Below are 25504 nucleotides of genomic sequence, written 5' to 3'. Positions count from 1 at the left end.
GGACGTGTACAGCACTGCCGGGAGGACAACAACGGCCCGGTCCGCTATTCGACCCTCCCTCATCGACCATTCGGTACGACGCCTCCACTGCGATGTTCCTTCCCGCCGCACAGCGCATTTGACGCGCTTGGGCCGGAGCGCAAAAAGGAAACGAGCCGTGAATGGCGAGCCCACTTCGCCACTCACGATCTCGTTCCTCTGAACGCGAACGCCGCGCTCAGAATCTCGACTTGGTGACTCTCCCCGCGCGAGCGGCGTCCATCACCGGGCGCTGCACGGGGCGAGACATTATCGGTCCTGTTCACTGATTCGTTCGTCGCACCGGGTCTTGCGGACTGCCGCGATCGTCACTGCTCTTCGCGGCCGGACTGATTCTCTCACCTGGTGCCCGCTCTCTCCAAGGCGGTGCGATGCATCATGCCCCATCTACGCCGGCGCCAATGCCCGGGATCGTCCCGGGCAATAATTTTGCGGCCGGGCCATTGGCCCCGGTCCCAACGCCCGGGAGGGGCACTTGCGGGAGCGCCGGGCCGCAATGTCGGGGACCCGTCCGGGGCGCGCTTGGCCTCAGAGGGGCGTGGCGGATATATTTGGCGTCTGCTTCGATGGGGCCGGGCCGTCACGGCCGCTCCGGAAGCGCATGGAGACCGGATCGTGACCGAACAAGAAATCGAAGCGAAAGTGATCGAAATCGTCGCCAACCAGATGGGGGCGGACAAGGGCAAAATCACGCGGGATACCTCCTTCGTGGAGGATTTGAACGCCGACAGCCTGGATACCGTGGAACTGGTCATGGAACTCGAGGATGAGTTCGAGACCTCGATCCCCGACGAGCAGGCCGAGAAGATCAAGACGGTCGGCCAAGCCATCGACTTCATCAAACAGGCACAGGGCAAGGAATAGCCTCCGCGCCCGGCCGGAGCCCCTAACCCCGCAATGGCGCACGCCAACGCACCCGGAACGCGAGTGGTCATTACCGGGATCGGTGCTGTGACCGATCTCGGTTGCGATGCGCCGTCGACGTGGGCCGGAATGCGGGAGGGGCGCAGTGGAATCTCGCCGATCACCGCTGAGACGTTCACGAAGTACGACAAGTGGACGGTCAAGATTGCCGGGCAAGTCAGGGACTTCGATCCGACCAAGTGGATCGAGGGCCGAGAGGCGCGCCGCCTCGACCGATTCGCTCAGCTCGGTCTCTGCGCTGCCGGAGAGGCCGTGGCGCACTCGGGGATCGATTTCAGCCGGGAGGACCCGGAACGCTGCGGGGTGGTCGTTGGTTCGGGCGTGGGCGGCATTCAAACGATTGAAGACGGCGTCCTCGTGATGAGAGACCGGGGGCCGGACCGCATCAACCCGTTCACGGTGCCCCGCCTGATGGTGAACGCGTGCACCGGCGGGATATCGATTCAGTACGGCCTGCGCGGGCCCGGTTCGGCCCATGCCACGGCGTGCGCCTCCTCGGGCCACGCGATCGGCGAGGCGATCGAGATCATGCGCCGCGGCCGCGCGGACGTGATGGTGGTGGGGGGCGCCGAAGCCGCGGTCTCTCCCCTGTGCATCGGCGCCTTCATGACCATGAAGGCCCTGAGCACGAGGAACGATGAGCCGGAACGGGCCTCCCGCCCCTTCGACGTCGGCCGCGACGGGTTCGTGCTCGCCGAGGGCGCGGCCATGTTTGTGATCGAGACGGAGGAACACGCCAGGGCCCGCGGTGCGGAGATCTACGCGGAACTACTCGGCTCGGCGAACAGTTCCGATGCCAGCCACATCACGGCCCCGGATGCGGAGGGGCGCGGGGCGGCACGGTCCATGCGGTGGGCGCTCGAGGATTCCCGCTTGAACCCGGAGCAGATCGACTACATCAATGCTCACGGCACGTCGACGCCGTTGGGTGACAAGGCGGAGGTCGCCGCGTGCATCTCGGTCTTCGGCGATCACGCCCGCAAGTCCGCTGGTGGAAAACTGCTGATGTCATCGACCAAGTCGATGCACGGCCACTGCCTCGGGGCCTCGGGGGCGGTCGAGCTGATCGCGTGTATCCACGCGGTGCGGGACGGGATCATCGCGCCGACCATCAACCTGGACAACCCGGATGAGTCGTTCGACCTCGACCTGGTCCCGCATCACGCCCGCGAGCGCCGGATCAAGTACGTCCTGAACAACACGTTCGGGTTCGGCGGCCATAACGTGACACTGGTGGTCGGGCGGTACTCCTAGCGTCACGCAGCGGCTGCCGCTGCAGCGACAGCGGGTTCAACGCCGATAACCCGTGCATGTCTCCCACCCTGGATCGGGTGCTGCACCTCGAAGTCCCGCTCATCGTCGTGATCGGCGAGCGGCAGAGTCGCCTTGCCGACGTGGTGTCCCTGGTGCCCGGTTCGATCATCGAACTGCCCAAGCGGGCGGACGATGAACTTCACCTGCTTGTGAACAACAAGCCGGTGGCCACCGGGTACGCCGTGAAAGTGGGGGAGAACTTCGGGATCCGCATCTCCTACATCGGCGACCTCAAGGCCCGGATCGAAGCCCTTGGGATCGGGGCCGCCGATGGTGAGGCCCTACCATCGCACGCGGGTGCCTCGGCAGCGCCCGCTGCCTGAGCGGGCTATTTCGACGTGGACGCCCGGCCGATCAGTACCCTCCCGAGAAGGAGGCCCCGCACCCATGCCCCGCGACATTCCCGTCGGCAACGGCGACCTGTTGATTACGTTCGATCATCTGTATCGAGTTCGGGATCTGTACTATCCGATGGTCGGCCGGTTCAACCACACAGGCGGGCATGTCCAGCGGTTCGGGGTCTGGGTCGACGGTCAGTTTGCCTGGGTCGAGGATGAGTCCTGGCACCGCGAACTGCGGTATCGCACCGACACCCTGGTGACCGAGGTGCGCCTGACGAGCCCACGGCTCGGGCTCGAACTGATCTGCAACGACGCGGTGGACTGCCAGGATCCGGTGTACATCCGGCGGGTGACAGTGCGAGATCTGGAAGGCCGGCCCCGGAATGTCCGGCTGTTCTTCCACATTGACCTGTCGATCCGCGAGACGCCGCTGGGCGACACCGCGAACTACGACCCGGAGACGCACGGCGTCGTCATGTACAAAGACGACTCGTACTTCCTGATCAATGGATGTGATTCGCACAGGCCGCGGATCGACCACTGGTCGATCGGCACCAAGCGCATGGGGGGTGCCGAGGGGACGTGGCGAGATGCGGAGGACGGCCTGCTGGGGCGCAACGCCATCAGCCAGGGGTCGGTGGACGCGACCGTGGGGTTCAACGTCCAGGTTGCCGCGGGCGCCTCCGGCACGGCTCATTTCTGGCTGATCTGCGGCGACTCGTACGACATGGTCCGCCGCCTCCACCGGGCGACCTGGGAACGGGGCCCTGACCGGATCCTCCAGCGGACCGACGCCTACTGGCGTCTCTGGGCAACCAAGCATCCGCTCGAGCTCGGTGTGCTGCCGGAGAGCCTTCGAGACCTGTTCGTTCGCAGCCAGCTCATCACGCGAACGCAGATCGACAACCGGGGGGCGATCATCGCGGCGAATGACTCGGACGTCGCCCACTACGCCGGCGACCACTACTCATATTGCTGGCCGCGCGATGGGGCGCTCATCGCCAACGCGCTGATCCTCACGGGCCACCCGGAGATCTCGCGGTCGTTCTTCCGGTACTGCGCCCGCACGATCCATCGGAACGGGTACTTCCTGCACAAGTACTCCCCCGCGGGGCACCTGGCTTCGTCGTGGCATCCGTGGATGATCGACGGGAACCCGGTGCTTCCCGTGCAACAGGACGAGACAGCGCTGGTGCTCTGGGCACTTCGCAAGCACTTCGAGGCGTTCCGCGAGGCCGACTTCGTGCGGCCACTCTACCAGGCCCTCGTCGCCCAGCCGGCCCAGTGGATGCTGGAATACCGCGACTACAACGGGCTGCCGAAGCCGTCGTGGGACCTTTGGGAGGAGCGTCGCGGGGTGCACACGTTCACGGTCGCCGCGACGATCGGGGCCCTCACCGCGGCGTCGCGGTTCGCCGCCGAGTTTGGCGAGGACGATCGGGCCCACTCGTGGCTGGACGCGGCCAATCGGATGCGTGCCGCGCTCCTGAAGCACCTGTGGAATCCAGAGTCGAAGCAGTTCGCCCGCATGGCTGTGCCACTGGAGGACGGGACGTACCAGCTCGACATGACTCGGGACTCGGCCAACTACGCCATATGGGCCTTCGGCGCCCTGCCGGTGCACGATGAGCGGGTCGGGGCCGAGATGACGTCGATCCGGGAGCGGCTCTGGGCGCGGACGCCGATCGGCGGCTGTGCGCGGTACGAGCGGGACTACTACCACCAGGTCGAGCGGGAGAACACGGATGCAGTCCCCGGCAACCCGTGGGTCATCTGCACGCTGTGGCAGGCCCAATACCTGATCGCCCGTGCGACCACGCTCGACGAGTTGCGGGAGGCCCTTCCGATCCTGGAGTGGGCGGTCAAGCGCACCAAGCCCTCCGGGGTCCTGGCCGAGCAGTATCACCCGTACAACGGGGTGCCCATGAGCGTGAGCCCGCTCACCTGGAGCCAGGCCACCCTGGTCACGGCGGTCGTCGAGTATCTGAAGCAGTACACACGACTCGGCGGCCAGGCGTTGCCCGGGGCCGCTCAGGAATCGCGCGTCGCGTAGCCCGGCGCTACCGGTCGAACAGATCGGCTCCGGCGACGGCCCGGCCCGACGGCGCGGTCCGCGGCCGGAACGTCAACTGACCGATGGAGTCGCCGGCCGAGAGAGAGGCAGGCGCAGCGCTTGCCACCGGCCTTGGCGCGGGGGCGGCTGAACACCCAATCGCAGTCACGGCAAGGACAATTCCGGCCAGGCACGAAATCGGTCGGCGCATGGTGCTGCTCCAGAGAAGGCCGAGCCGGGCTCTGCCCAACCAGCCGTCTAGGTGCATCGAATCGGTCGAGGTGCAACTCCAGCCCGTTCGGGCGAAACGGGCACCCGGGACCCCGTGGCTCTCCCCGCCCGCCCAATAACCAGGTCGTCAACCCAAGCACCCGCCTGGCCGGGCGAGCCCGGCCTGACTTGATGCCGCTGCGCCATGGCGTTAGCCTCGTGCCTTCATGGAGGGCCGGGCGAGAGCCCGGATTGTGTCCGTGGGCGCAAGGCCGGTCCGATGATCGGCCCGTTGCCATGCAGTTTGATGGTGCAGATGCATCGGAGGCGGTATGCCCGGTTCGGATCTTCCGAGTTTGAGGGGACCTCAAGCTCGCCCGCGTGGCCGCGCGGCGGCCCTTGCCGCCTTGGCCGGCTTGATGGCGTCGACCCATGTCGTGGCCCAGGGCTACGCGCAACCCGGCGAGCCCGCGGCGGTTGTGACGCCGCGCCCAGGGGCGTCGCCGAACCCTCAGCCCGAGCCGGCCTCGCCACCCCCTGTTGTGGTGACTCGTTCGGGCTCGGCTTACGACGCCTCACAGATGCGGACCGTTGTGGCGGAGGAGGGCCCAATCTATCCGGTGAGCGCGTTTGTCCTCAGGTACGCCCAGGAGACCCAGGGCCTTCCGATGATCGACGAGCTCGCCATGGTTGAGGTCGACCTGGGCCGCGTCGAGGACGGATACGTCGCCCCGCGGGAGGGGACACCGGTTGTGCGGCTCCGGATCGGAGAGGTGCGGGACCGGGGCGTTGAGAGGTACTACGCGAGCGCGATCGCCCAGGTGAATCGTGCGATCCTTGCCGAGTTCTCCCGGCGCGGCATCATCGCCGTTCTTGTCTCGCCGTCGGACGAGGACATCTACCAGCCCGCTGACCGGGAGGATCCCGAGTGGGGCAAGGACCTGCGACCCTTCGGCAAGACCGAGATGGGCATCATCATCCGGGTGGGCCTCGTGAAGGACGTCAGGACCGTCGCCTCGGGCGACCGGATTCCCGCCGACGCGCGGATCAACAACCCGCTGCACGCCAGGATCATCCGCAACTCACCGATCCAGCCGGCCGGGCCGGACCCGGCGGTGCGGCGCGACATCATCAACCGCCCCGAACTTGATGACTACATCTTCCGGCTCAACCGGTTCCCCGCGCGCCAGGTGGACGCATCACTGGCGCCGGCCACCGAGCCGGGCGGCGTAGTGCTCGACTATCTGGTGAGCGAGAAGAAGCCGTGGGTGCTCTGGGGCCAGGTCTCGAACACGGGTACCGAAGAGACCAGTGAATGGGTTGAGCGCATCGGGTTCACCGATTTCCAGCTGACCAACAACGACGACATCCTCAGCCTGATCTTCTCAACCGCGTCGTTTCAAGAGACCTACTCGTTCAACGGGTCGTACGACGCCCCGCTGCTCGGCTCGGACCGATACCGCTGGCGCGTCTTTGGCGACTGGAACACGTTCACAGCTTCGGACCTGGGCTTCGCGGACGAGAAGTTCAAGGGAGACGGGTGGGACGCCGGCGGCGAGATCACCGCGAATGTCTACCAGCGGGGGCCGCTGTTCATCGATGTGTTCGGCGGCGCTCGCTGGCAGAACTACCAGGTCGACAACCAGCTGGCCGACATCGAGGGCAACGACGACTTCTTCATCCCGAGGTTTGGCGTCCGGCTCGACCGGTACACGCAGACCGCCAACACCAACGCGCTGATCGCGTTCGAGTTCAACCTCCCCGGAGTCGCCGGAACGAGCACCGAGGAAGCCCAGTTGCTGGGTCGCTTGGATGTTGACACGGACTGGCTGACCCTGAAGTGGGATGTGAGCCAGTCGGTCTACCTCGAGCCGCTGCTGTTCCCGACGGCCTTTGCCGCGGGGCAGAGCACCTTGGCTCACGAGATTTACGGGGCATTCAGGGGCCAGTACGCGTTCGACTACCGCCTGATCCCCCAGGAAGAGCAGATTATCGGCGGCATGTACACGGTGCGCGGCTATCCCGAGGCGGCGGTGGCCGGAGATACCGCCCTGATCGGCAACATCGAGTACCGGTTCCACCTCCCCAGGGCTCTGGGCCTGCAGCCCAACCCCGAGGCGACCCCGCTCTTTGGCCAGCCCTTCCGCTGGACGCCACAGCAGCCCTACGGACCGGCGGACTGGGACCTGGTGCTCTCGGCCTTCTTCGACGTCGGCTACGCGGAGAACAGCGACATCCAGCCGTACGAGTCGAACGAGACGCTGATGGGTGCCGGCATCGGCGCGGGGTTCCAGTTCAAGAACAACCTGATCCTGAGACTGGACTGGGGCTTCGCGCTGCGGGATATCCCGGGCACCGATGCGGGCGACAACCGCGTCAATTTCTCAGCGACGATCCTCTACTAGGTTTGCTGCGAATAGTCGGCGAGTACCACCACCACGCCCCGGCAGGCCCGGCGGCGAGAGCAGTTCGGAGGTTCACATGTTGAAGCCCTGGAGCATCCATCCCCGACTGGCCGGCCGTGTCATTGGTCTGGGCCTGGGGCGGTATGTGTTCGCAGGCGCCGGCGTGGTCGGGCTGATCTCCGGGCCGGTGCTGGCCGGGCCGGAGAACCCGTCCGTGGTGCACGGGACGGCCGCGTTTGTGCAGAACGGCGCAAACACGACCATCACCGCCAGTCACAACGCGATCATCAACTATTCGTCGTTCAACATCGGCGCTGCCGAGTCCGTGCGGTTCATCCAGCCCGGGGCCACCTCGCGGGTCCTGAACCGGATCGACTCCGCGATGCCGACGAGGATCGACGGCTCGCTCAGCGCGAACGGCTCGGTGTACTTCGTCAACCGCGCCGGCGTGATGTTTGGCAACGGCGCCGTCGTCAATGTCGGCGGTCTCTACGCCGCCGCCGCGAACCTCTCCAACCAGAACTTCCTCGCCGGCATCAACCACTTCACCGATGTCTCCGGTTCGGTCGTGAACTCCGGGATGATCACCGCCTCGTCCGTCAACCTGATCGGGCGGTATGTGGCCAACCACGGCACCGTGCTGGCGGATACCGGCGTGGTCACGATGACCGCCGGGGATGATGTGTACCTCGGCGAGTTCGACGGCCGGATCATCGTCAAGGTCGAAGGCGGCGCCGTCGCCGCGGCCGCGACACCCGCGTCGCCTCAGGCCGGGGTCACCAACTCGGGCCGCATTCAGGCCCGGTCCGGCCGTGTCACGATGGCCGCGGGTGACATGTACTCGCTGGCGATCTCAAACTCGGGCTCGGTTGCGGCACGCGACATCACGCTCCAGGGCGGTCAGGGCCGCGGCGCGATCGTCGAAGTGGGCGGAACCTTGGATGCGTCAACCCGGACGGCCGGTGAGACCGGTGGCTCCGTGCGGGTCCTGGGTGATCGAGTCAGCATCAATCACGCCTCGATCGACGCCTCGGGCGCTGCGGGCGGCGGCGAGGTTCTGATTGGCGGCGACTTCCAGGGCCGCTACGGCAAGAACGGCGATGTGCCGAACGCCAAGAGGACGTTCGTTTCCACGGATTCCACGATTTCGGCCGACGCCACGCAGCAGGGCGATGGCGGCAAGGTAATTGTCTGGGCCGACGAGGTAACCAAGTTCGGCGGCACGGTCAGCGCGAAGGGGGCGCAGGGGGGGGACGGAGGGTTCGCCGAAGTCTCCGGGAAGCAGAATCTCGTCTTTGCCGGCCGTGCGGATCTGCGCGGCTCGGGTGATGGCAAGACGGGCACGCTGCTGCTGGACCCGCGCGACATCACGGTTGCGCCCGGCGGTGGGGCGACGCTCGACGACGTCGATCAGTTCGGCGATACGCCGTCGAGCGATGTCACGATCGCCGCCGCGACCATCAACAGCGCCGCGGCAAACGTTGTGCTTCAGGCCAACCAGGACATTCTGGTCACCGAGGCGATCGCGATGTCTGGCTCTGGCCTGAGCCTGACGATGCAGGCCGGAAGGTCCATCAACGTCGGGGCCAACATCTCGACCAACGACGGGGCGGTCAGCCTGACCGCGAACGAGACGGCCGCCGCGGGCGTGGTCGATGCCGACCGCGGGGCCGGCGCGGCGACAATCACGTTCGCCCCCGGGGCCTCGATCAACGCGGGCACGGGCAACATCTCGCTGAGCATCCTCGACGGCGCCGGCCTGACCAACTCGACCTCCGGGAATCTCTCGGTCGGTTCGCTGATCACCACGGGCGATGTGGTTATCCGCAACCTGGGGACGACGAGCTTCTCGTCCATCGTCAGGTCCGAGGATTCGTCGATCATCACCGCCGGATCGGCGGCCTTCGAGATTGCCGGCAACGGCGGCGTCGGGGTCGAGCCGCGGCCGATGCGGCTTGATGTGACCGACGTCTCGGGCGTCACGCACGCGGGCGGCATCTGGCTCTCAAGTCTCCAGGACTTCACCGTCGGCAACGCGCTCCTTGGAAGCCCGACGGGCATCACAACCAGCGGCGGGAGCATCGGTGTCTCCTCGCTCGGGGCGATCACGCTCGCCCAGAGCGTCGGCTCGACGACCTTCGCGCCCCTGATCCGGGTCCGGGCACAGGGCGTCGCGGTAGATGCCCCGGTGACCAACGTCGGCGGGACCATCCAGATCGCGGCTGATCGAAACGCGGACGGTTCAGGCGTTCTGACCACCAGCGTCCCGGGGACGATCACGTCCGGCGGTGGCGATATCACCGCGACTGCGGGGGACATGACGATCGCTGCAGCGATCGATGCCGGCGCAGGAAGCCTGTCGCTCGGTCGCGCCTCCGCCGGCACCATCGGTCTCGGCGATGCGACCGGAGACCTCGCGATCTCGGGAGCGGAACTCGACCTGATCACGGCGGCGAACCTGATCGTCGGCAACAACCTGGCCACCCAGATTACGGTCGACAACATCCTCGCCTCCGAGAGCGACGGCATTGCCGGGACCACGACGCTCAATGCCCTTGCCTCCAATGCGACGGTGCAGTTCCAGGGCGGCTCGTCGACGTTCCGCTCGCTCAGCGCCGTTGCGAACGGCGGGATCACGGCGAACGCTGGCGTTGCGACCACCGCCGGCGCCATGGTGCTCAACGCCGACGCCAACTCGGACGGATCCGGCTCGCTCGTCGTCGCTCCGACCGTACCACTCTCGACCTCGAACTCTCAGTTGTTCGTCAACGCGTCGGACCTCGACCTGCAAGGGACGCTGAACTCCGGCACCGGCCAGACGGTGGTCAGTTCGACCGCGGCTCCCGGGATCGCCCTGGGCAACGCCTCGGTCAGCGGCGCGATGAGCATCACCGGCGCCGAACTCTCGCGTATCACGGCCGACTCGCTGGAACTGGGCCGCGTGAATCTTGGCGGCAATATCGTTGCCGACGGCGTGACCTCCGCCAACCTCTCGAATATCGCAGGGACGGTTACCCTCCTTGCGGGGGGCAACGGGTCGAGCATCACGTTCTCCGGCGGCGCCTCATCATTCCCGACCCTTGTCGCGAATGCTGACAACGGGATCACCGTCTCGGCGGACCTGAGCACGACCGTCGGCGATCTCAGCCTTGATGCGGACTCCGATGGCGGCGCCGATTCCGGCGATGCCCTGACGATCGGCGCCGATCGCACCATCACCTCGGCCGGCGCCATGACACTCTCCGCACTGACCGGCGGGATTCAGGCCCAGGGTGCGCTGACCCTGAACTCCGCCTCGGGCACCCGCCTGCTAAGCAGCCTGAACGCCTCCTCGGGCGCTGTCGGCATCAACACGGATACCGATGCGGACGGAACCGGTGGTCTCACGGTCGCCGCAGGCACGACCGTCACCACGGGTGCCGCGCTCAACATTGTTACGGCTGACCTCTCGCTCGACGGCAATATCACCGCGGGCGCCAACGCGGTCACTATCCGGTCTTCCTCGCCCAACAAGTCGATCGGTCTGGGCGACGCGACCGGGGACATGACAATTACGACGGACGAACTCTCCAGGATCTCCGCGGGGTCGCTCTCGCTCGGGGGCGCCAATACCAACCGCATCGACGTGGACAACGTCACCCAGGAGGCTTCGTCGGGCGTGACCGGGTTTGTGACGCTCACCTCCGGTGCTGATGGCGGAACGGTCCGGTTCCTGAACAATGCGTCCACGTTCAACTCGCTGGCCGTCAACGCGGACGACTCGATCGATATTGAGACGAACCTGACCACCCTCTCGGCCGGGCTGACGCTGAACGCGGACACCGACTCGTCACCCGACGCGTCCGACGCCATCCGCCTCGCGGCGGTGACGGTGTCCGCCGCCGGCGACATCCTGATGACCGCCCCAACCGGCGGACTCAGGCTCACTGGAGCGAACGAGTCGAATACGACGATCCTCGCAGTGAATGGCGGCAGTATCACGCTGCTGCCGGTCACTGCCGACAATACCTCCGCCAACCTCTCCGTCGCGGCTCAGGGCAACCTGGCGCTGGGCTCGGTGAACATCGGGACCGGGGCGTTCTCGGCCATCGCTGACTCGGATTCCAACACGCAGGGCGCGACGCTGACGGTCGGCTCGATGACCGCCGGGAACGTCACGCTCGGCGCGGGCACGGATGGCAACGACACGATCTCGATCACCTCGACCCTCGCACCCTCCGGCGATCTGACGATCCAGAACGCGGGTGTGGTCGACATCGCCGACGGGGTTAATCTCACGCCTGGCGGATCGCTCACCGCTGCGTCCGGCGTGAACTCGATCGTGCTCGCGGGCGCCGCGGGCACGACCCACACGTTCTCTTCCGGAAACGACGGCGTGATCGCGCTGGGCACCGTCTCGTCGTCGAACGCCGCGGGCCTCGTGCTGAACTCCGAGGGCCGAATCAACACCGGCGCCATCAACCTCGGCACCGGTTCACTGACTGTCACCGTTGATTCTGATAATGACGGCAGCGAGACGGCGAACATCGGCGCGGTCACTGCTTCGTCCCTATCGGCAACAGGCACCGGCGGCAACGACACGGTCTCGTTCGACAGCACCGTGAATGTGTCGGGAGAGGGCGGCGTCGTTGCCGACGCGGGCGCCGTGATCCTCGGCGGTAACGTCACCTCCCCCGCGGGCCCGATCTCGCTGACCGGATCGATCGTGTTGGCCGGCGACCTCACCGTGTCGACGCTCGGGTCCAATCGGAACATCAGCTTCTTCGGTCCGCTCAACGGCACGCACAACCTCACGGTCAACCCCGGTAACGGCACAGTGCTCTTCGCCGGGGCTGTTGGTGGGGTGACCCCCCTGAGCGGGCTCTCCATCCCCGTGGCCGACGGGGTGACGTTCGATTCAACGGTGGCCGTCGGCAACCAGTCGCTGTCGGTCTCGGCGTCCGACATTCGACTTGGCGGGAACGCGAGCAGCAACGGCGGAGACGTCTCCTTTGCGGGTCCTTTGTCTCTCACCGCTGATGCGGTCATCTCGGGCAACAACGTGGCGTTTACCTCGTCGGTCAACTCGGCCGGCAGCGTGGCGCGGTCATTGATCGTCAACTCCGCCAACGGCGGCGTAACGACCTTCGGCGGCACCGTGGGCGGTGTCGGCCCCCTCGCGTCCCTGTTCACCAACGCCGACGGCTCCACGCGGATCGGCGGCGACATCACAACCACCAGCGGATCGATCACGATCAATGACGCGGCCGTGCTGACGGCCGATGCCGCGATCCGCGCTCTTGGTGGCGGTTCGATTACGTTCTCGGGAACGATCAACTCCGACTCGTCGTCCAGCCCACGCAATCTCACGCTGCTGGTTGATACCTCCGTGGTGGGCTTCAACATCCCGACCATCAACTTCGGTGGGGCGGTGGGCGCCACGGCGGCGTTGAACGATCTGTACCTCAACTACGATCCGGTCCGCGGCGTCGACGGCCGGTCGCTGCCCGCAGAAGTGGCGTCGATCACGTTCCGCCAGCGCAACGCGGATGGATCGCCGCTCTCGATCTCCGACTCAACCTTCCTCCCCGCGTTCGCCGCGAGCATCGTCGTGTCCCGTGATTTCATCATGGGATTGAACGAGAAGCTCTCGGCGCTCGGGAACCTCACCATCGCGTCGGGCCGGAATGCCAACATCGGCGATCTCGCCGCCCTGGGCAACATGTCGGTCTCCTCCCCCGCGATCCTCGTCCGGAACCGGGTCCCAGGCGCCCTGTTCGCCTCGAACGGGCAGCTGATCGCCGATTCGGGCATCGACTACGTCGCTGGGGGCAACGTGACGTTCTCGGTGGTGCCGACGATCGAGAACGCCGCGCTGCCGAACCCGGTGTTCGCGACATCGAGCGGCACCGGCTCGACCAACTCGAACCTCAACAATTTTACTTTCCGCCAGTTCGGCACCGTATCGGCGGGAGTCATGGACCTGGCCGGGGTCACCCTCGACCTTCGGGCCCAGGGTCCGAGCAACACCAATATCGCCACCGTGATCGCCGGCAGCGATCCGAGCCCGATCACCTCCGGCCTGTACGTTCCGGACGCGACGCCGTACGGCGAACTCGTCTCCAGTCTCGGCCCCCTCGGCTTGGTCGTTCGTGGCATGACGGCCGAAGAGGTCGTGCAATCGCTGGTCGGTCGGGCGCTGTACAACGACGTTCCGTCCATGGTCAATGCCAGGACCACGCAGCTCACCGCCAACCGTCTGTCGCCCGAGCAGGTGCGGGCGGTCTCGGATGCGTACCGGCAGATCTTCCCGCAGGGTGATGAGGATCCGACTGCCCGTGCCGCGCGTGCAGCGCAGATCCGGGCCAGCCTGGCCGATGCGTACATCCGCTACCAGCAGTCCGGTGCGCCGGCACGGTTCGATGCGGTCCGTTTCCGGTCGTTTGTTGACTCCACGCCGCAGACGGCCGATGCGTCTCGGACGATTGCAAACCTCGAGACGCTCTTCGGCGCTCTGTCGGCATTGAGCCTCTCGTCGGGTGAGCAGTCGGTCGCCCGTACCGCCGTCCTCAGGGACCTGACGCCCGACGGCCTGACGACCGTCCAGCTGGAGGAGGTTGTCCTCGCCCGTCCCGACACCGCCGGGGTCTAGGCCCGACCACGGGCGTCTAGAATTGGTGCTCGTTCACATTCGCCGACAGCCGCGGTGTTGGTGCGCTGTGGTTGCTGGGGATCCCAATAGCTCACCCACCCATGCGTACCACGATCACCCGCCTCGTCGCTGTCATCTGTGTCCTGATTCCCGCCGGGGCGCTGGCCTGGGGCGGGCACGGACACCGGACCGTCACGCTGCTGGCTCTGGCGGCCCTGCCGGCGGACATGCCCGCATTCCTCAGGGACCCCGCCACGAGCGCCATGATCGCCGAGCAGGCCAACGAGCCCGACCGCTGGCGGGGGACGCCGGTGCTCGCCCTGGCGCACGAGAACAACCCCGAGCACTACATCGATATCGAGCAGCTCGAGCAGTTCGGGCTCACCATCGACTCGCTCCCGCCGCTCCGGTACGACTACATGCAGGCGCTGATCGTGGCGAAGCATGTCCATCCGGAGAGGGTCGACCCCTACGACCGGCGGAAGAACGCGGACGGAAGCCAGGAGTGGCCGGGGCTCGCCCCGTGGGCCATCGTCGAGCACTACGCGAAACTCCGTTCCGCGTTCAACACGTACCGCATCCTCCAGGCCGTCGGCGAGCAGGGACGGGATGACCTGGTCGCGCTGGCTCGTCTGAACATCATCGCAGAGATGGGCATCCTCTCGCACTACGTCGGTGACTGCGCCCAGCCGCTGCACACCACGATCCACCACCATGGCTGGGTCGGAGCGAACCCGGGTGGGTACACCACCGAATGGTCGTTTCACTCGTACATCGATTCGGCGATTCTCAGCATCCATTCTCTAAGCACCGACACCATCCCCCCGATCAGCAGCCCTCTCCCAGCGATCAACGCCGCCGACCCGTTCAACGATGTGATCGCGTACATCAAGCGGTCTCACGCGGCCGTCGAACCCTTGTACCAACTGCACAAGGACGGCAGGCTCACCGGTCCGGAGGGAAAGGCGTTTATCGAGGCCCGCCTCACGGATGCGGCTTCCATGCTTGCCGCCCTGTACGCGGCGGCCTGGACCTCGAGCGCCCCGACGGATGGGGAGGTCGCCTCGTTCATTAAGTACAGCGAGAATCGGAGTTTGCGGGCTCCCCGCGAGACGCCGGCAGCCGGTCTGAAGCAGTAGTGGGGCAGGCAGGGCTCCCGCTCGCGGCGACCCAGCGATAGACTCTTCTGCCGGTCACGATTGGACCGTCTCCGCCCGGGGCCCGTGGACACCCCATGACGTACAAGACCAGCAAGTGCAAGTGGGTGAAGGGATTGCGGCCGGATATGGCCGTTGCCGCGGCGGCACGCCGCGTCTTCACCACGCGGCTTGATGCCGTCGGCGTGCTCCTGAAGCTTGCATCGAGCCGCTCTCACAAGGATCCCGAGTACATCCATCAGCTCCGAGTTGCCACGCGCCGAGCGGAGGCCGCAGTTGAGGCCTTCGAGCCGGCCCTAGACCGCGACACCGCAGACAAGGCGCTCCGCCGGTTGAAGAAGATCCGGCGAGCCGCCGGCGATGCACGCGACTCGGACGTCCACCTCGCCAGGCTCCGAGAAGCGAGGGACCAGGTCGAGCCCTCGCTGACCCCGCTTCTGGATCACCTGATCGCCATCACCACCCACGACCGTTCCGTCGCGCAAGCCGAGGTCGTCGCGGCGGCCAAGAAGCACTCGCCGGCACGACTCCGCCGCCTCGGCCGGGCACTTGTCGAGTCGGCCACCCAGGATCGCAGGCCGGAGGCAACCGGTGTCCACCGGACACTGGCCGCGGTTGCCACGGGAGCGATCGAGACCGGCATGCAGGCTTTCGTCAGCGCGGCAGAGGCGGATCTGAGCGTCATCGACAACCTCCACTCGCTCCGCTTGGTCACCAAGAGGCTGCGGTACGTCGTCGAACTGTTCGGAACGATCTTCGATCGGAAGTTGGTGCGAGCCGCCAGCCGCGGAATCGCCCGGATTCAGGAGAAGATGGGGTCGGTGAACGACGCCCACCAGGAACTGCTGCGGCTTGAAGCGATTGCAGCCCGCCTTGATCGCAGCGAGGGTTCCGTCGAGATCGGGCTCGCGGCGAAGTGGACTCCCCAGCTCCGTGCGGGGCTGGCGTCGCTCATCGATCAGCGACGGGGCCAGCTCAGCCACCAGCACGATCAGTTCCTCGGCGGCTGGAACCGCACCGGAGGCGAGACGCTGCTTGACGACCTGCGCGCGATTGTTCGCGCCGCGAGTGCAGAGTTCAGGCCATTAGCCCCGCAAGCTGGCGCGCGGCCCGGCCCCCCGGCGCCTCCTGAGGTCGTCGTCCTGGCCGACGTGAATCGAGTTGCCGCCGCCGCTGGGAGTGTTCCACCGGCGTCGCCGCTGACGCCCGATCACGGAGGCCCGATCCGTATCGCCGCAATCGACGTCGGCACAAACTCCATTCGGCTCATCATCGCCGAAGCCGCCCCGGACGGCTCCTACCGCGTCCTCGATGATGAGAAGGAGATCGCCCGCCTCGGTCGGGGCATCGATGCGACCGGGCGGCTGGACGACCGGGCAATGATGGACGCGGCTGTGGCCATCACGCGCATGCGAACCATCGCCGACGGCTACGGGGTTGCGGCGCTGCGCGTGGTTGGCACCGCGGCCGTTCGCGAGGCGTCAAACCGCGATGAGTTTCTCGACCGAGTCCGCTCGCAGGCAGGGGTTGAACTCCAGGTCGTCGGCGCGGAGGAGGAGGCGCGTCTGGCCTACCTCTCGGCCTCGAACGCGGTCGATCTGTCGGCGGCACGGTCGGCGGTAGTCGATATCGGCGGCGGTTCCACGGAGGTCATCCTCTCGGCGCCGGCAAACCCCGGCAGCGTGATTGAGCGGATCTACACGATCCCCCAGGGGGCGGTGCGGCTGACCGAGCGGTTCGGCGGGCCAGAGCAGTGCGCTGGTCCTCGATTTGACGAGATGCGCAAGGCTGTGCGCAAGGACCTTGATCGCCACATTGGGTCGCCGCAGTTCCTGCCGCTGATGCTCATCGGAACCGGCGGCACGATCACGACACTGGCGTCGATGGTGTTGCACGCGAACCTCGGTCCCGCTGCGGATGGCCTCTTCGCCGGTTCGGTCCAGGGACACGAGGTCCGGCGGTTTGAAGTCCGGCACCTGCTGGACAACCTCCGGAAGACGCCGCTGCGAGAGCGTGCCCGAACGCCAGGGCTCAGCGCCGATCGTGCGGACATCATCGTCGCCGGGCTGACGATCGTGGACTGCGTCATGCGCCACCTCGAGATCGACGTGATCAAGGCTCATGAGGGCGGCATCCGCGATGGGCTCCTGCTCACGATGGTCCAGGACGCCTTTCCGCACGGGACCGACACGGCGGACGCCCGGGACAGCGGTGGGCGCCACGCCGATCCGAGGGATCCCCTCCGGTCTGTCCGCCGCTTTGCGCGAGCGTGCGGTTACGAGCACCGCCACTGCACTCACGTCGCCAGGCTGGCGCTCCAGATCTTCGATCAACTTGCCGCCGTGGGCGACGGCCATGCGTCAGACCTGTCTCCCCGCCACCGCGTACTGCTTGAGGCCGCGGCGCTTGTGCACGACGTTGGCTATCTCATCAACTACGCGCGCCACCACAAGCACTCCTACCACCTGATCGTTCATGCCGATCTCCCCGGCTTTTCGGCCCGGGAGGTCGAGATCATTGCCCACCTCGCCCGCTACCACAGGAGGGCTGAGCCGAAGGGCCGCCACCGCTCGTTCGCCCGTCTGCCGAAGGAAGACCGCCGCACGGTCCGGGCGCTCGCGGCCATCCTGCGGATCGCCGATGGACTGGACCGCACACACACGCAGCGAGTTCAGGGGGTCCGGCTGTCGACCTCCGACGGCCAGGCGATCTTCACCGTCGAAGCGGACCCGGAGCCGACAGTTGATATCTGGGGTGCGCAGCGAAAGTGCTCGCTGCTGACTCGCGCCTTCGGTCTGCAGGCCCGGTTCGAGTGGGCCGCCCCACCCTCCGAGATCCAGCCCGACCCGACCCCGGTCGAGGAGTCCAGGTTGTCCGGGTCGATCCGCGGATGCTGATCACGGTGCGGGCGCATTCGCCGGCACGAGCCCGTGTTCATCCAGGAACATTCTGATCGCGGCTCGATACGCCCGCTCGTCCTGCGGAAAATCGTTGTGCGTGCCCGCAAGTTCGACCAGGGTTGAACCAGGAGCCAGTTCATGCAGCCGGCGGCCGTGGACCACCGGGATGATGTCATCGTCGGTTCCGTGGATGATCAGGAGAGGCCGGTTGAGGCCCGGCAACACAAGGTCGGTGCGGTAGGTGTTGCGAACCAAGAACGGCGGGACGCCGAACGACCACGCCATCGACGTGACGCTGGTGAACGACGACTCAAGGATCATCGCGAATGGGGGACGCCTCGCGGCCAACTGCGCCGTTACGCCCCCTCCCAATGAGCGCCCGTGGTAGACCACCTGGCGAGGATCCACCTCAGGCTGGCCGGCAGCCCACTCCGCGAATCGACCGAAGTCGGCGACGATTTCGGCCTCGCCCGGGCTGCCGCCGGATCGTCCATATCCGCGGTACTCGGGCATCAGCACCGAGATCCCAAGGTCCTGATACATCCGCGCCCTGCCCAGGTTCTGCTCGATGAGTTCCGCGTTGCCGTGGGCGTAGATCACCAAGGGCCCCGGGTTCGCGGCATCGCGTCCCAGCCCGGGAAGGAACCACCCTTCGACCCGAGCTCCGTCGGGTAGCGCCATCCAGACGACCTCCCCGTCTTCACTGGACAGGACACGAACCGCCGGCCCGACCAGATCCCGGGGGTAGAGCAGCCGGGATTCGCATGACATGAGCACGGTGCACCACCCGATGTAGCCAATAGCCAGCCATCCAGCCGATCTGAGGATGCGTCGAGAGATACTCCGGTGCTTCATGGACGGCCGACCTCCACATCTCACACGTCAACGTCGTTGGGCTGGAACAAAGCCGGTCGCACGGGTGTTCCACCAGCGCCAAACTCGCGTAAACGGGCCGCGGCAGATCAATTCCTGTGCCCGGAACCCGGTAGGGTTCGGAAGATGATAGGAAACTGGGTGATGAACCGCGCGATGGCTCTTGCCACGATTGGGCTCGCTTCGACTGTTCTTGGTACCCCGGGGCAGCCCGCGACAGATGGCAAGGAGAGCCGCCCAGCGAATGCCGCTCCCGCAGCCGCGGAGAACGTCTCCAAGTCGCTCGCGGCCACCGGTCGCCATTCCAAGCTCCTTGAGGCCTTCAAGGCCGCCGAGTTGGACAGCGTACTGTCCGGCGAAGGCCCGCTGACCGTCTTTGCCCCGACTGATGAGGCATTCGCCAAGCTCCCGCCCGAAACGCTCGAGTCGATCTTCAAGCCGGAGAACAAGGAACAGCTGGCGGACATTCTCAAGTTTCACATCATCAGCGGCCGCACGGTCATGGGCTGCGACCTGACGAAGATCCGGGAGTGCTCCAAGACCCTGCAGGGCCAGGGCTTCCTGGTGGGGGTCAAGGAAGGAAAGGTCTACATCGGCAACGATCCCGCGCACATGTCGGTCGTCGTCAAGACCGACATCAAGTGCTCGAACGGGGTCGTCCATGTCGTCGACACGGTTCTCCTGCCCAAACCGAAGGCAAAGACCGCAACGGACGACAAATCGGCGGACCGCTCGGCCCATTAGACATCGAGTGCGGAGCCGTTACCGGTTCCGTGAGCGTGGCTGGGCAGCCCAGTTCATCTTGTTCAGCAGCGTGGCCCAGTACGAGCCTTTCGGGTTTCGCACAAACGAAATGGTCGCTTTGTGCTGCGTGATCAGGACACGCTCTCCGGCCGAGAGGTGCGTCCTCGGCTGCCCATCGAGCACCAGCGTGGTTCCCGAGTTCACCCGCCGGCCGCCGTCCTGGTTGACCGATTCCATCGTGATCTCGATCGTGCTCGACGACGCCGCGACGACCGGCCGAAACGCCAGCGAGTGCGCGGCGATCGGAGTGATCACGAACGCCGAGAGCTCGGTGGCGAGGATCGGCCCACCTGCTGAAACGTTGTACGCCGTGGATCCGATCGGCGTCGAGACAATCAAACCGTCGCCCATCACGCGCGGCCCGATCGCACCATCGATCGACAGCGACATCGAGATCATCCGGAACGGCGGGCCCGCCGTGATCACGGCATCGTTCAGCGACAACCCCTGGAACCTGGGCTCGCCGTTGGCGAAGACCTGGGCGCTGATGAGCGGCCGCCGCTGCTCAAGCAGCGCCCCGCCAGAGAACAAGGCCGGCGCCTGCTCGCGGAGCGCCGCCAGATCGAACTCCGCCATGAACCCCAGTTTGCCGAGGTTGACCCCGAGCATTGGCAGACCGAGATGGACGCTGCGTCGCGCGGCGGACAGGATCGACCCGTCTCCTCCCAGCACGACGATCAGATCAGCGCCCGCCGCTTCGGCCTCCGAAAGCGGCTCCTCCGCGGCGGCATCCGACTCGGCGACCACCCTCGCGTGCGAGGCAAGCAGTTCGCGGACCTCTTCAAGCGCAGCGATCACGTCGGGCTTTGATCGGTTTACCAGCAGCAGCACACGCCGTGGCATGACGAAGAGTCTAGTGGCGAAGCGATCGCAGGATGCGAACGCTCACCGGGCGGCGGCGGGGACCTTGGGCATCTTGAACTCGGGCTCGATGGGTCGGCCGGCGGGAGCGGCTGCGTTGCGGATCCCGCGGGCAATGCCCGCCGCGTCGATTCCCGCCTCGCCGAGCTGCTTGGCGCGAGAGTCCTGCATGATCCAGGCGTCCGGGAGGGCGAGCCGCGTCACACCCGACGCATCAAGCCCCATCTCCTGCGCGGCCTCCAGCACGGCCGCGCCGAAGCCGCCCACGATCCCGTGATCCTCGACCGTGACCACGGGGATCTTCCGCTCCAGCAGCGTACGGATCAGGTCGCGATCAACCGGTTTCGCAAAGCGGGCGTCCCATACCCCGACCGCGTACTCCCCGGCAAGGTTGTCCGCGGCCTTGAGGGCATCGATCGCCGGCGTGCCGAACGCGAGCACCGCGACATCGGGGCGTCCGCTCGTCTGGTCCTGGGCCGACGCGACGTCGAACTGAGGGGTCAGGCAGCGGGCTTTGCCGAGCACGAACGGGGGACACTGCTGGTCCGCCAACCTGGGGCTGACGGTGTCTCGCGGGTAGCGGACTGACGACAGACCGTCGTCGTAGGTGCGCAGGAACTCAAGGGCCGCGAGCAGGGAGGGCTCGTCGATCGCGGCGGTAATCGCCGCGTTGGGCAGCGTCCGGAGAATCGAGATGTCGCAGAAGCCGTGGTGGACTGCGCCGTCGCCGCCGACCAGGCCCGCGCGATCAAGCAGCAGCCGCACCGAGAGCCCCTGCAGCGAGACTTCCTGGAACGCCTGGTCGAACGCCCGCTGCAGGAACGTGCTGTAGACGGCGAAGAATGGCTTCCATCCGGTCTTCGCCAGCCCGGCCATCATGTCCATCGCGTGCGACTCGCAGATCCCCGAATCGAACCCGCGATCCGGGAACCGCGACAGCATCTTGTTCATCCCGGTCCCATCCGGCATCGCCGCGGTGCACGCGACGACCCGCGGGTCCTGCTCCATCATCGCGACCATCGCATCGCCGACCGCGGTGGTGAACGACCTCCCATCCTTCTTGATCTCAACCCGGCACCCCTCGCGGACGAACGGCGCGGGAGAGTGGAACGCGCTTGAATCCCCCTCCGAGAACTCATACCCCTTGCCCTTGATCGTCTTGACGTGCAGCACCATCGGCCGGTCAAACTCTCTCGCCTCGGCGAGGAACTCGATCAGCGTGGGTAGATCGTGCCCGTCGATCGGGCCGACCGTCACCAGCCCGAAGTTCTCGAACCACGCGCCGTGGTTGACCATGGCCTTCGTCGCCTCGCCGGCACGGTGGTAGGCGTCCTGCAGCACCGATCCGCCGGGCAGCGTCCTGAGGAACTCCTTCGCCGACTTCTTGAAGTCCGAGTACAGGTGCGACAGCCTCACCCGGTCGAAGTACTGCGCGATCGCCCCCTGTGGCTTGGAGATCGACATGCCGTTGTCGTTGAGCACGACGAGGAACTGTCGATTCAGCGTCCCCGCCCCATTGAGCCCCTCCATCGCGACCCCGTTGACGATCGAAGCATCGCCGATGATCGTGACCACCCGCCGGCCGTCGGCGTTCGACTTGGGATCGAACCCCTCGCCGTTGAGCGTGTCGCCCCGCGCCATGCCCACCGCGGTCGAGATCCCCGTGCCCGCGTGGCCCACCGCGAAGAGGTCGTACTCGGATTCGCTGGGCGCCGGGAACCCGGCCATGCCAGCGCTCGTTCGCAGGGCGCCGAACATCGGCAGCCGTCCGGTGAGTAGTTTGTGCGGGTAACACTGGTGCCCGACGTCAAACAGCAACCGGTCGTGGGCGAAGTCAAAGACGTAGTGCATCGCGATGGTCAGTTCGACCACGCCGAGATTCGGAGCGAGGTGGCCGCCCGATCTCGAGACCTGGTGCACGATCGCTTCCCGGATCTCCTGCGCGACCTGCGGCAGTTGCTCGACGGGCAGGCGACGGAGATCGGCCGGTGACTTAATCTGCTCGAGAATGGACATTCAGGTCTCGCAGTGGTTTTCAGTGCTCGCTGAAAGTTTACCGTCGCTAGCCTCGTGCGTACAGCGACGAAAATCGAGCCTTAATCGGATCTGGTATCGGCAAACGGGCCTGCTCGGCTGTCAGGGGGCTCACTTGGACCGTACGGCCATGTACGAACACAACCGGCGCAGCGGATCGGCTGATTCCGGCAGCGGCGCGATCGCCGCGATCGCCTGATCGTGCAGTCGCTGCACCTCCTGCCGCGAACGCTCGATGCCGAAGACCCCCGGGTAGGTCAGCTTTCCTGCATCCTGATCCTTCCCCGACTTCTTGCCCAGATGGGCGGTGGTCTGGGTGACGTCGAGCAGGTCATCGACAATCTGGAACATCAGGCCGATGGAGTCGGAGTAGGTCGAAAGGGCAACCAGGACCGGGTTCGTGAGGTCCGGCGACGGGTCCCCGAGGCCGCACAAGGCCCCCATGCGGCACGACGCCCGGATGAGCGCCCCCGTCTTGTTGTGATGGATCAGTTCCAATCGATGCTCGGCGTCAAGTTCCCGGGCGCCGTCCCGGGGGAATCCGCCGAGCGTGTCGAAGACCTGACCGGCGATCATCGCCGCCGTCGCCTCTGTCAGTTCTCGCACCAGCGCGCCCGCGAGCCCTTCGCCGGCGACCTTGTCGACGAGCACCCGCATCGCCAGCGTGAGCATGGCATCGCCCGCGAGGATCGCCATCGCCTCCGAGGTGTGCCGGTGAAGCGTCGGCCGACCACGCCGCAGGTCGTCGTTGTCAAGGCCGGGCAGGTCGTCGTGCACAAGGCTGAACGCATGCACAAGCTCCAGTGCCGCGGCTGCGGGAAGGGCCGACGTGCCCTCGCCGCCGGCGGCCCGGCAGGAGTGCCACACCAGCAGCGGCCGCATCCTCTTGCCCGGACCGAGCAAAGCGTACCGAACAGCAGCGACGAGGTTCTCGGGCAGACCCGTGGAATCGAGGTACTGCGAGACGTAGGCGTCGATCTGAGCGATCGGCGCGGTAATCGAGTGCGGAAGCTCACTCTCCGCCTCGCCGGAAGGTGCCGCCGCGGGCACTTCGATCGAAGGGGAGGACGTCGCATGTTGGGCGGTTCGGCTTGCGGGCATGGGCATCGAGTATAAGAGGGGCGCGGCGCTCCATCCGGCGGAAAAACCGCCGCTAGATCGTGCCGGCGGGTCGAGCCGACGGTTTCTCCCCCGCCAGCGTAAACCGGCCGGCGAAGCACGACCGGTAGCGGCAGTAGGTCAGGTCGAGGCGACGGGCAAAGTCGAGCACTTCGGAACGCACAAATCCTGCGCGCACGCTCGCGATCGCATCATGCCGGATCAACTCGTCGCGCCCGGCCACAAGGACCCGGGCCACCGCCAGGTTCAGGGGCGACCTGACCAGGTCGTTCCAGACCATCCCCCGTGAGGCGAGCCGGTCCATGATCCGCAGCAGAGTCAGGACCTCCAGGTGTTGGAAGTGGTGCAGCATCAGACCCGCATGGACATAGTCAAATGAGCCGGGTTCGTAGTGGTCCATCAGCCGGTACGCATCCACCCGCCGGAGGCTGATCCGATCTTCCCGGCCCGCCGCGGCGATCTGGCGCCGGGCGACTTCCAGTACCCGCTCGTTGATGTCGATTGCGGTCACCCGGACATCCACGCCGACGCGGTCCGCCCACGCGGCGACGGCAAGCGGAATGTCGGCCGACCCCGTACCAACGTCCAAAACGCTGATCGGGCTCGCCTCACCCGCCCGTGGCCAGCGGCGCGACCAGGCCTCCAGATGCCGAAGCAAGGCCGAGGTGCCGCCGAGGTACCGGTTCAGCGTCCGGATCGAACGGAGTGCGAACTCCAGTTTCTCCGGCGGAAGATCCGGGTCATCCATCATTTCGCGGACAACGGTTCGCCTCACGTCCGCATCGTACGAGACCCCCCGGCATGAGCACCGCCCGGGGCGCCGTACACTTACCCGTGATCCCGACACCCCCAGCCGGAAACGGGCATGGTCCATCGCAGCAAGGCGCCGCGGTCACGCTACGTTCGCTGGCCCGGATGGCCGCGGCGGGCCAGCCCTTTGCTTGCCTGACGTGCTACGACGCTACGACAGCCCGATGGCTGGAGCGGGCCGGGGTCCATGTGCTGCTCGTCGGCGATACCGCGGCGGAAGTTATCCTCGGACTTGACCGCACGATCCGAATGCCCCTTGAGGTGCTGCTGGCCCTGACAGCGGCTGTCAAGCGTGGTGCCCCGTCGCGGCTGGTCATGGGCGACATGCCGTTCATGAGCTACCAGGCCGACGAAGGCGATGCCATGCGAAATGCGGCCCGCTTCCTGACGGAAGGCCTGGCCGATGTCGTCAAGTTGGAGGTGGATGAGTCCTTCGCCCCGCTCGTCGGCCGGATGGTGCGGGCGGGCATCCCGGTGTGCGGCCATGTCGGCAGCCGCCCTCAACGGACCGCATTGTCCGGCGGATACTCCGCCGCGGGTCGGACCGCCGACGACGCGGAGCAGGTCGTACGCGACGCGATGGCGATGGAGCAGGCCGGGTGCAGTCTCCTGCTCGTGGAAGCCGTGCCGCCCGAGGTCACCCGCCGGATTCTCGAACAGACCCGGACGCCGCTGATCGGCATCGGCGCCGGCGCGGAGTGCCATGCGCAGGTGCTGGTCCTGCAGGATCTCCTCGGGATGAGCGACCGCCCGCCGCGGTTCGCCGAGCCCGTCGCCGCTCTCGGCACCGCGATCCAGCAGGCCGGCGAGGAGTGGGTGAGGCGGGTCGCCGCACGCTCCATCGGCGGCGAAAGCTACACCATGCGTCCCGGCGAGTTCGAGAAACTGTCCGATTCTCCGCCGAACACGCCCAGCGCCGCCGACGAAGAATCAAGCAAGCCCGGCACAGCGGCACGGTCGCCAACGCGGAAGCGATCCGGCGCCAGGGCTCGTCACCACCCGTAGCCCGCGTCTGGAGGTCGCCGGATC

General features: G+C 66.6%; 15 protein-coding genes. 10 read left to right on the top strand and 5 right to left on the bottom strand.

Translation table 11 applies throughout. The features are described from left to right. The first annotated feature begins 417 nt into the window (after window positions 1-417). The 8 genes from acpP (at window position 418) to KF745_05065 (ending at window position 17971) form a co-directional block, all read left to right on the top strand. On the top strand, window positions 418-903 hold the full coding sequence (gene acpP, locus KF745_05100; GenBank protein MBX3357788.1) for an acyl carrier protein: 486 nt from the start codon (window positions 418-420) through the stop codon (window positions 901-903). A 33-nt stretch (window positions 904-936) separates the two neighbouring features. Beyond that, the gene (fabF, locus tag KF745_05095; protein MBX3357787.1) at window positions 937-2217 is read left to right on the top strand and encodes a beta-ketoacyl-ACP synthase II; all 1281 of its coding nucleotides are present in this window, start codon (window positions 937-939) and stop codon (window positions 2215-2217) included. Between the two features lie 56 nt (window positions 2218-2273). Then, window positions 2274-2600: a FliM/FliN family flagellar motor switch protein gene (locus KF745_05090; GenBank protein MBX3357786.1), complete on the top strand. Its 327-nt coding sequence runs from the start codon at window positions 2274-2276 to the stop codon at window positions 2598-2600. A gap of 64 nt (window positions 2601-2664) precedes the next feature. After that, window positions 2665-4671, top strand: a complete 2007-nt coding sequence (locus tag KF745_05085) for a glycoside hydrolase family 15 protein (GenBank protein ID MBX3357785.1) — start codon at window positions 2665-2667, stop codon at window positions 4669-4671. Between the two features lie 791 nt (window positions 4672-5462). Next, window positions 5463-7286 (top strand): ShlB/FhaC/HecB family hemolysin secretion/activation protein, encoded by a 1824-nt coding sequence (locus KF745_05080; GenBank protein MBX3357784.1) that lies wholly within the window; start codon window positions 5463-5465, stop codon window positions 7284-7286. A 76-nt stretch (window positions 7287-7362) separates the two neighbouring features. Then, window positions 7363-13917 carry a filamentous hemagglutinin N-terminal domain-containing protein gene (locus KF745_05075; GenBank protein ID MBX3357783.1) on the top strand — a complete coding sequence of 2185 codons (6555 nt, stop codon included), beginning with the start codon at window positions 7363-7365 and terminating at the stop codon, window positions 13915-13917. A 101-nt stretch (window positions 13918-14018) separates the two neighbouring features. Next, on the top strand, window positions 14019-15056 hold the full coding sequence (locus KF745_05070; protein ID MBX3357782.1) for a hypothetical protein: 1038 nt from the start codon (window positions 14019-14021) through the stop codon (window positions 15054-15056). A 95-nt stretch (window positions 15057-15151) separates the two neighbouring features. Beyond that, window positions 15152-17971 carry a CHAD domain-containing protein gene (locus KF745_05065; GenBank protein ID MBX3357781.1) on the top strand — a complete coding sequence of 940 codons (2820 nt, stop codon included), beginning with the start codon at window positions 15152-15154 and terminating at the stop codon, window positions 17969-17971. Here the strand turns inward: KF745_05065 and KF745_05060 are convergent, their stop codons facing one another. After that, window positions 17972-18655 (bottom strand): alpha/beta hydrolase, encoded by a 684-nt coding sequence (locus KF745_05060; protein ID MBX3357780.1) that lies wholly within the window; start codon window positions 18653-18655, stop codon window positions 17972-17974. A 336-nt stretch (window positions 18656-18991) separates the two neighbouring features. On the opposite strand from KF745_05060, the gene KF745_05055 reads away from it, so the two are divergent. Further along, window positions 18992-19591 (top strand): fasciclin domain-containing protein, encoded by a 600-nt coding sequence (locus KF745_05055; GenBank protein ID MBX3357779.1) that lies wholly within the window; start codon window positions 18992-18994, stop codon window positions 19589-19591. 18 nt (window positions 19592-19609) lie between these two features. Here KF745_05055 and KF745_05050 read toward each other — a convergent pair whose 3' ends face one another. From KF745_05050 to KF745_05035, 4 genes are all read right to left on the bottom strand, one after another. Then, window positions 19610-20494: an NAD(+)/NADH kinase gene (locus tag KF745_05050; GenBank protein MBX3357778.1), complete on the bottom strand. Its 885-nt coding sequence runs from the start codon at window positions 20492-20494 to the stop codon at window positions 19610-19612. A 42-nt stretch (window positions 20495-20536) separates the two neighbouring features. After that, complete coding sequence (gene dxs / locus KF745_05045; protein ID MBX3357777.1) at window positions 20537-22528, bottom strand: 1-deoxy-D-xylulose-5-phosphate synthase; 1992 nt, start codon at window positions 22526-22528, stop codon at window positions 20537-20539. A gap of 129 nt (window positions 22529-22657) precedes the next feature. Further along, window positions 22658-23647 (bottom strand): polyprenyl synthetase family protein, encoded by a 990-nt coding sequence (locus KF745_05040; protein MBX3357776.1) that lies wholly within the window; start codon window positions 23645-23647, stop codon window positions 22658-22660. A gap of 52 nt (window positions 23648-23699) precedes the next feature. Next, a complete protein-coding gene (locus tag KF745_05035; GenBank protein MBX3357775.1) occupies window positions 23700-24440 on the bottom strand; it encodes a methyltransferase domain-containing protein in 741 nt (246 codons plus the stop codon). 59 nt (window positions 24441-24499) lie between these two features. On the opposite strand from KF745_05035, the gene panB reads away from it, so the two are divergent. Further along, window positions 24500-25480 (top strand): 3-methyl-2-oxobutanoate hydroxymethyltransferase, encoded by a 981-nt coding sequence (panB, locus tag KF745_05030; protein MBX3357774.1) that lies wholly within the window; start codon window positions 24500-24502, stop codon window positions 25478-25480. The last annotated feature ends 24 nt before the right edge of the window (window positions 25481-25504 follow it).

It is taken from the genome of Phycisphaeraceae bacterium, from assembly GCA_019636655.1.
Classification (GTDB): domain Bacteria; phylum Planctomycetota; class Phycisphaerae; order Phycisphaerales; family UBA1924; genus JAHBXB01.
This window is presented reverse-complemented; position numbering and strand designations above follow the sequence as displayed.